We start from the raw sequence: 8,045 nt of genomic DNA on the forward strand, positions 1-8,045 counted from the left end.
TTGGAGTTACTTTTCAAAACGTCTAGCCCTAATCATGAGATTTCCGTTTACGACACTACTGAGCTGTATGGCGAAAAGGGAAGGTTTCGTGTCCTGGAGTTTTCTAATAGCGCCATCCAAGGTGCGATGGATTTGAATGATCCGACTCATATCTTATTTGAATATCCACGAGCTATTATTCATCTAATTGAATACAACATCCCGTCAATCGAGAAAATGTTTATTATCGGACACGGAATTGGGACGATAGCTGGCTATTTTTCAGAAGAGCAATGCAAGGTAGTAGAAATAGATCAGACCGTGGTAGAGTTGAGTAGAAAGTTTTTTGGATACAGAAAGGATAATGTCGGAATAGGTGATGGCCGTCAAATCCTTGCGAATGAAAAGCAGCATGTTTATGATGCAATCGTCTTGGATGCTTTTACTGAAAAAGGAACGCCTACTCATTTGATTTCGAAGCCATTTTTTGAAATTTGCAAAAAAAAGCTTGATCCTTCGGGACTGATCGTCATGAATCTGTTTGGTAAAGGCGACAATGACCAACTCGTGAACGCTATTCATTCAACGCTAAGTGAGGAATTTGCTTATACCAAAGCATTTTTTCTACCATCAGAAGGCGCAGCTGATATTCAAAATTACTTGCTTGCAGGAAGTCAAGAGCCAATTAGGTTCCAAGCTCGGCATATGGCAGGCTTTGCGCAGATAGAACTAGGTCAAGGGTATATCATTCGGGACAAAGTCGATAGAAGCGAGCTGAATTGATCACTCGATTTGCGATTGGCGATGTCCGGCCAAGCAGTCGCCATCCAGCCGCGGCGATAGCTTCCTCGTTGATCGCTTCATACATGAGCTGCCGGATGCCTTCCGCTGTCCGTATAACGACCAAAGCATTTGGATTCGTCCGGCGGATTTGTTCGAGTGTTTTATCCTTCTGTGTAACAAGGCTTGCAATAAAAACATGCTGGTAAGAAGCATAATCGAACTCCGCACCATCTCCTTGCACGACTTGCACGTTATCGCTTAAATGAATGCGTTCCATCATGGAACGTGCAGCCTCGCAAGCATCTGGGTCCATATCCACACAGGTGACGCTCACATTCCATCTAAGATGCAGCAGTATCGCACTCAGCGGCAAAGGCCCGCTTCCGACAAAAACAATCGGCTTAGAAATCTCCTCGGAACGAATGATCCTGCGCAGCTGTTTCAGTTCCTCGCCAACAAGACTGTCATAATTTCCCCAGTTTTTATATTGGAATAAGCTCGCTAATCCAAATTCAGGCTGATCGCAGAGGTGGCGGGAGTCGAACAACTCCATGCCGTACTCGGCTTCAGACAGCTTGGCAAGCAATCCTTTTTGGCGTGTGGCGACTTCAACATTTTCCATGACATACTTAACTTCTTCTGGTGTGTATACTTGCCTGAGTGCCTCTGTGAAAATAGAAATCGGTTTCGTGATCACGGAATTTGAAGGGGTCAGATCCGACTCCCTTTGAAGGACATCATAGGTTTCTTTTACAAGAGCTATCAAATCTGATATCCGCTTAGACGGCTCTGTCGTAGAACAATATTCCATAAGCGTTTACCTCCTGTCCATTTCCGTACAATTGCTTGAACCCAATATATTCGATAAATTCATTATTTAGAAATGAATTTCTGCTTTTAGACTAACCGTTCCTATAGGAGGTAATTGCGATGAGTATCAAAGCATCCAGCCCGATTTTATACACGATACCAGAGAGCTTTGAGAGTGAACGTTTGCTAATAAGAGCTCCCTTATGGGGAGATGGCGCGATGGTTAACGAAGCAATTAGAGAAAGTATGGATGAATTGCGTCCCTGGATGCCGTGGGCTAGACAAATTCCCACCGTTGAAGAGTCCGAAATAAACATCCGACGTGCCAGGCTGGAATTTTTAGATCGGTCTGATCTCAGATTACTTCTGTTTCTGAAGGAAACAGGTCAGCTCATTGGCAGCAGCGGTTTACATCGCATTGACTGGGAAGCTCGCAAATTTGAAATTGGTTATTGGTTGCGTACACCTTTTAGCCATAAAGGTTATATGACGGAAGCCGTAGCCGCCATCACGAACTATGCCATACATGAGCTGCACGCTAATCGTATTGAAATTCGATGTGACGGACGCAATACTCGAAGTTCACTTGTTGCTGAACGTCAGGGATTCACGTTGGAAGGAATTCTTCGACAAGAGAAGTGTGCGCAAGATGGTACTTTGAGAGATACAATGGTTTTTGCAAAAGTTCGTGGTGTTGAGTTTTAGTTCATCTCAGAAAAAGAAAAAGGAACCTGAGGTCATCCACAGGTTCCTTTTTTGTTATTTCGTTAAATTTGAACGCATTTTAATTAAACCTTCATTTTGGATATCTGTATGAAATTGAAGATCTATTTTCAGCTGAGGGTAGTATTCGGTTCGCCAATGCTGCAAATCCTTTCTTGGAATGATGGTTCGGAAACGCTGCCCAATTCCTAGAATGTCAGCTTCACTTTTTTGGATTTTTGAAAATAAATTGTGAAAACGTTCTGTTATTTGTTTTTCTAACTCTTGTATAATTAGCGCTTGGCTTGGATTTCCTTTTGTCTCCAGGATGACTACTTTAAAATTGATTTGTGTATGCATATAAGGTTTATTGTCAACAAGCTCGCTATTATATTTCATCGAATTACTAACAATTAAGACACTCGCATGATCCATGACCTCGATTTTTCCTTGTGTGCTTTCCTTGTTGAAGGCATTATAGAGAAGGGTTTCGTCGGATGTAATTTGTTCAACCATCTTCCCATTTCTAATAACAGATGAACCTATATAGTCACATGGGGAGGATTGACCTGATTTAATAATAGGGATCGCAATATCATTGGTGTACGAATATATACTACGATAAATTTGCCAGATCTGTGCTCGAGCAATCTGTGGGTTCCAACCCGCATTTTTTTCGAAAAAGTCGTAAACAAACGCTTGCTTCGGCACTGTTGTTTTTTTTTCATTAGATAAATAGCTTTCAACGTCCTCATCACAAATAACAACATAAGCTTTGAGAGAAATTTCCCCGTTTCTCATGAAACCAGCGATAATATCTTTCATTCCTTGCTGGGCAACTTTTTTTTCAATAAGAATGACTTTGATATGGAATAAATCGATCTGTTTTTCTTTATTCATGCTGATCTTATCTACCGCTTGGCTGATTGTTTTTCCAGTCTGGCTGATCAAATTCATTTTGATTTCATTCTGATCCAGTTCAGGGTCCTGCAAGACAACTTTGTACTCATCATTTATCTTGGTTACACCCATAACTAGTGGTAATGTACGATGATTAATGTCCTTATTATCCCAACAGCCGCTTATAGTCAATCCCATACTTAGCAGTAATAAAATTTGTAAAGCAGTCTTAATTGAGTTCATGACCCACCTTCCTTTTAAAACGCAGCCCAAGAAAATAAATAGACAACGGAACAGTGACTAAAACAAAAAATCTTAAAGGAGTGTTCCATAGAAATAGATTGCCGACGCTATTCCAGTCAGGAATCATTAGACAGGAGACAAAGATAGCAACCGAGATCGCGAGCAGAAGATAAACCGGCTTAATGATTGGCATGCACTTGCTTACAATGCGATTGGCCTGCCATAAAGTTAAGGAAATAAAGAGCATGCTGAAAGTAATCAGTGTAAGCAAGAAAAACATGGTGACTCTGTCGAACATGAACCAGGAAATATTTATGGTTTCCACAACAACGACAAATGGAAAATGAAGAGTTACGGCAGTAGCCTCCCCGAATGTGAGAATAGGAATATATACAGAAAAGATAAAGAAAGGAATAAGAATAGCGGCTGCAAGAAGAATTTTTTTTCTTTGATATGCAACAATAGGTTGAACGAAGCCAATAAACAAAAAGCCTCCCGCGAAAGCAAAAAAGCTTTTTAAATACGAGGGCTTCATTAGGAATGAGAAGTCTTTATCGAAAAGGGGAAAGGCGTAATACCAGTTAATGTTCTGGAACGAAGTGAAACTAATCATAAAAATCAATGGCAGAAAAATAATTCCTAAAAGTACCCCGGTACGAAATATCGCTTCAATCCCTTTTGATGCAAGATATGTGGACACAAAAAGCAATAAAATCATGATTGACCATAACGGGGTATTGGATAAGAATATGATACAAATGATTTCTGAATAAGCGCGAACGGCTAGAATGGCGATGATGAAAAAATATAGCGTAACCGGCAGAAGAAAAATGAGGGCAACTGTTTTCCCCGCACTTAGATAAATACGTATAATGTCCCATTTCGGAAAAAAGCTTAGACCTTTCATATAGATGGAAATGACAAAAAAATGAACAATAATTCCTATAGTGATTGGAATCCATTGTGCGGAGTCAGTACTCCCGATAATATCTTCCGGGTATATGAAAAAAATAAGTCCCAAATGGGTGAGAACGTACATAAGCATGACAGAAAAGCTTTTATCCATGATTGGTTCGATCCTTTGCCACATTGATTTGAATATAGGGAACTCCAAAAGTATTTAGACTTGCCAGGTAGGCGCATACCAGGACTAAACCCGCCAAAATACCCAGCACTCCGTACATGGCAGCTAAAACCACAATTAAATATTTAAATAACCGGATGGAGAGTGAATTTTGAAAGCCAACAACTGTTGAATTCGCAATGGTCGTAGCTGCCAGGATGATAATGATGAGGTTACTCACTAATTTGGCTGCAACGATAGCTTGACCCAGTATAATCCCGCCTACCATGGTAATCGTGGGTCCAATACTTTTGGGCAATCTGACGCTGGCCTCCAGAATTAACTCTAAGATAACAAGGATCAGGAGGATTTCTACAAGTGCAGGGTACGGAACACTATCACGGCTTTGAGAGACAGCTAACGCAAGTTCAATTCTCAATACCTCGGGATTAACGGCCACAAGAGCCACGTATAGAGCTGGAACAATTAAAGTCATCAAGACGCCAATGATGCGCAATAATCGGACCGATACCATTAAGGGCAGCGGATAATTGCGATCGTTTTCCATTGCAAACAGATCCCATAACAAACTAGGCAGAATCAGCGCTAAAGGTAATCTATCTACAAATAGAACGACTTTACCCATACGCAAGCATTGAGCTGCCTCTAGGGGAAGTTCTGTCGTTTTAAATTTAGAGAAGGACTCCCAGGCAGCAAAACCCATCGTTTTGGATAAGTTTTGTAAATTGTGAACATCCTTATCGAGATTCATTTCGAGTTGACGAACAATGTTGTTCACCAGCTCCATTTGGACATGGTTCTCGCAATACAATAGCGAAATCTTTTTTTTCTCATCCTTGCCAACATAAAACGATTTGACAAATAGCTGATCAGTGCTTACTTGTTTTCTGACAATGCCAATATTTTGTTCAATATCTTCAACAAACGAACTAAGAGGCCCTTGAAGGACGTTTTCATTCGTAGGAGGTTCAGTAAACCGATTCAGTAATTTGGGTATTGGCTGTGACACAACAAATTTGTTATATTTGCTGAAATATAGAATTAACTTGCCCTGTACAATAGAAGAGACGATAGCATTCAGATCATTCTCTTTCACTTCCCCGAACAAACTCATTAGTTCATCCGCTGATTGACTGGTTGAAATCGCGTTTTCGGTGTAGACATGAAAAGCTTCACGAGACTCGGCTAAGTCAATCATTGTATTAAAACCCATTAAAATAACAGGAGTATTCATAAAGTAATCCTGTTGAAGAAAGAAATCATCGTTATTTAGAAATTTATTCGTAATTTCTTTGATCAATGGATTCATCGTTCGGATTCCCCTTTATCCTTCAAACTTTTTGTTATATTTTCCCACTGGAAAGAAATATATACAAAGAAATATAATGCCAAAAAAACCTCCCGGAACTAAGGGAGGTTTTCATTTAAGTCAATCCATATGAGCAAATCTTATTTGGCAGTTTCGCTATATTTTTTAAAGTTGTCTAGAAAAGCTTGCCATCCAGCTCTTTGCATTTCAACAGGATTTGCGCTTTCAGCATCAAAAGTTTCAATTACCTTGGTATCGTTATCTTGACGAATAAATGAGATCTCAACTTTTCTTCCATCGCCCATGGTATAAGAGATGAATTCATGCGTTCTCACTTCATCATAAACGCCGCCTAAGTCAAATCCGAAGCTTCCATCCTTGGCTTCGAGTCTTGTAACGAATGTTCCGCCAACCCTTAAATCATTTTCGGCTCTTGGCGCGTGCCAGTCATCAGAGGCGAAAGACCATTGTGTAATATGTTCTGGTTGTGTCCAAAATGCCCACACTTGTTCAACTGGTGCATGTACCGTAGTTTCAACCGTTACTGTCTGTTTAGCTGTTTCCATAACGATTACCGCCTCACTCTAAGTATTTTGATGAACAATGGTAATTATACCATTAAATAACGGTTGGCCATAATGTTAAAAGTTGTCCCGTGGCCGCCAGGTTTGTTCTTAATAAAATTGAAGAAGTCTATGACTAGTTGTCTATGCTATAATTTTACTATTAAACGCTTTCACAACGCTTGTAAGCAATAAAACTGCTCAATTTCATGTTCACGATGGAGGGAAAGTTATGCAGACGACTCTACTGTACGGTAAAGGAACTTTATCTGTTAATGTGCCAGACCATTCCAGGATTATCGAACCCTATCATTTGGATGGATTGCAAGAAGAGAAACAAGCCGTTCTGGAAGCTCTCAGACATCCGATTGGATTGCCGCCTTTGGCTGAGTTGGTCAAATCTACGGACAAGGTTGCCATTGTCATTAGTGATATTACACGTCCAACACCTAACGAGAAGTTGGTCCCGTGGATTCTTGAAGAGCTGCCTCACGTGCCTAAAGAAAATGTTGTCATCATTAACGGTACGGGAACGCATCGCGATCAAACCGAGGAAGAATTCATTCAAATGTTGGGCAAGTCGGTTGTCGACAGCGTCCGCGTGATTAATCACCATTGTCACAGCAATGATGAACTTGTAAAAGTGGGGCATAGCCAGTTTGGGTGCGATGTTTATCTTAATAAAGAGTATGTAGAGGCAGATTTCAGAATTGTTACAGGTTTTATTGAGCCTCACTTTTTTGCCGGTTTTTCCGGAGGTCCGAAAGGGATCATGCCTGGTATTGCCGGAATTGAGACCATTTTGACCTTTCATAACGCCCGAATGATCGGAGACCCTTTGGCAACGTGGGGGAATATGGTAGATAATCCGCTGCAGGATATGACCCGCGAAGTCAATCGGATGTGCAAGCCCCATTTTATGCTCAATGTGACACTGAATAAATCGAAGGAAATCACGCAAGTTTTTGCCGGTGAGTTGTTTGAAGCACATGATCAAGGGTGTGCTTTCACCAAACAGCATGCCATGATCCCGGTTGAGAGACGGTTTGATGTCGTCATTACTTCCAATTCAGGCTACCCGTTAGACCAGAATCTGTATCAGGCAGTCAAAGGGATGAGCGCGGCCCATAAGATCGTTAAAGAGGGGGGGACCATCATCTGTGCCTCAGAATGCTCGGATGGGATTCCGAATCATGGCAATTATGCGGAAATTCTGCAAATGCGAAAAACACCCCATGAGATTCTCGACATGATCAACGACGAAAGCTTTAAAAAGTTCGATCAATGGCAAGTACAAAAACAAGCGGTCATTCAGGTCTGGGCCGATGTTTATTTGTACTCTTCATTAGCTGATGAAGACGTCGAAAAAGCGATGTTAAAAACTTCTCATGATATTGAAGTTACATTGGAGCAATTGAAAGAGAAGTATGGCGACAAGATGACGGTAGCCGTTTTGCCTTTGGGACCTTTAACCATTCCATATGTGAATGAGGAGTAAGCTTCAATAAAAGCTTGATGTTCGTTGCGTTTTGACCTGTAAAATGGTTGATCTATACGGGCGTCAAGCCTATTTGTATAAAATTAGTTGCAATAACATCCTATAAGCCGTATAATGAAATTAGTTGCAATAACATCCTATAAGCCGTATAATGAAATTAGTTGCAATAACACC

8 protein-coding genes are annotated in these 8,045 nt (G+C 40.8%); 3 read left to right on the plus strand and 5 right to left on the minus strand.

The features are described 5' to 3' along the window. A complete protein-coding gene (locus PCH02S_RS27095; RefSeq protein WP_127457229.1) occupies nucleotides 1-762 on the plus strand; it encodes a spermidine synthase in 762 nt (253 codons plus the stop codon). On the opposite strand, the gene PCH02S_RS27100 is transcribed toward PCH02S_RS27095, so the two are convergent. Beyond that, nucleotides 725-1,573 (minus strand): nicotianamine synthase family protein, encoded by an 849-nt coding sequence (locus PCH02S_RS27100; RefSeq protein ID WP_127457230.1) that lies wholly within the window; start codon nucleotides 1,571-1,573, stop codon nucleotides 725-727. The genes PCH02S_RS27095 and PCH02S_RS27100 overlap by 38 nt on opposite strands. 119 nt (nucleotides 1,574-1,692) lie before the next feature. Between PCH02S_RS27100 and PCH02S_RS27105 the strand changes: the two genes are divergently transcribed. Further along, nucleotides 1,693-2,277, plus strand: a complete 585-nt coding sequence (locus PCH02S_RS27105) for a GNAT family N-acetyltransferase (protein ID WP_127457231.1) — start codon at nucleotides 1,693-1,695, stop codon at nucleotides 2,275-2,277. A gap of 54 nt (nucleotides 2,278-2,331) precedes the next feature. Here PCH02S_RS27105 and PCH02S_RS27110 read toward each other — a convergent pair whose 3' ends face one another. The 4 genes from PCH02S_RS27110 to PCH02S_RS27125 all read right to left on the minus strand — a co-directional run bounded on the left by PCH02S_RS27110 (nucleotide 2,332) and on the right by PCH02S_RS27125 (nucleotide 6,376). After that, a complete protein-coding gene (locus tag PCH02S_RS27110) occupies nucleotides 2,332-3,417 on the minus strand; it encodes a Ger(x)C family spore germination protein (RefSeq protein ID WP_127457232.1) in 1,086 nt (361 codons plus the stop codon). Further along, complete coding sequence (locus tag PCH02S_RS27115; RefSeq protein WP_127457233.1) at nucleotides 3,404-4,483, minus strand: GerAB/ArcD/ProY family transporter; 1,080 nt, start codon at nucleotides 4,481-4,483, stop codon at nucleotides 3,404-3,406. Before PCH02S_RS27115 ends, PCH02S_RS27110 begins: the two co-directional genes overlap by 14 nt. Further along, nucleotides 4,476-5,810 carry a spore germination protein gene (locus PCH02S_RS27120; RefSeq protein WP_127457234.1) on the minus strand — a complete coding sequence of 445 codons (1,335 nt, stop codon included), beginning with the start codon at nucleotides 5,808-5,810 and terminating at the stop codon, nucleotides 4,476-4,478. Before PCH02S_RS27120 ends, PCH02S_RS27115 begins: the two co-directional genes overlap by 8 nt. A 140-nt stretch (nucleotides 5,811-5,950) precedes the next feature. Continuing rightward, nucleotides 5,951-6,376 carry an SRPBCC family protein gene (locus PCH02S_RS27125; RefSeq protein WP_127457235.1) on the minus strand — a complete coding sequence of 142 codons (426 nt, stop codon included), beginning with the start codon at nucleotides 6,374-6,376 and terminating at the stop codon, nucleotides 5,951-5,953. A gap of 229 nt (nucleotides 6,377-6,605) precedes the next feature. On the opposite strand from PCH02S_RS27125, the gene larA reads away from it, so the two are divergent. Continuing rightward, nucleotides 6,606-7,871 carry a nickel-dependent lactate racemase gene (larA, locus tag PCH02S_RS27130; protein WP_127457236.1) on the plus strand — a complete coding sequence of 422 codons (1,266 nt, stop codon included), beginning with the start codon at nucleotides 6,606-6,608 and terminating at the stop codon, nucleotides 7,869-7,871. Nucleotides 7,872-8,045: the final 174 nt, after the last annotated feature.

This window comes from Paenibacillus chondroitinus NBRC 15376, assembly GCF_004000765.1.
Lineage (GTDB): Bacteria > Bacillota > Bacilli > Paenibacillales > NBRC-103111 > Paenibacillus_E > Paenibacillus_E chondroitinus.

Coding starts and splice junctions, on each gene's coding strand:
- PCH02S_RS27100 (WP_127457230.1), bottom strand. CDS start 1,573: ATGGAATATTGTTCTACGACAGAGCCGTCTAAGCGGATATCAGATTTG.
- PCH02S_RS27105 (WP_127457231.1), top strand. CDS start 1,693: ATGAGTATCAAAGCATCCAGCCCGATTTTATACACGATACCAGAGAGC.
- PCH02S_RS27110 (WP_127457232.1), bottom strand. CDS start 3,417: ATGAACTCAATTAAGACTGCTTTACAAATTTTATTACTGCTAAGTATG.
- PCH02S_RS27115 (WP_127457233.1), bottom strand. CDS start 4,483: ATGGATAAAAGCTTTTCTGTCATGCTTATGTACGTTCTCACCCATTTG.
- PCH02S_RS27120 (WP_127457234.1), bottom strand. CDS start 5,810: ATGAATCCATTGATCAAAGAAATTACGAATAAATTTCTAAATAACGAT.
- PCH02S_RS27125 (WP_127457235.1), bottom strand. CDS start 6,376: ATGGAAACAGCTAAACAGACAGTAACGGTTGAAACTACGGTACATGCA.
- larA (WP_127457236.1), top strand. CDS start 6,606: ATGCAGACGACTCTACTGTACGGTAAAGGAACTTTATCTGTTAATGTG.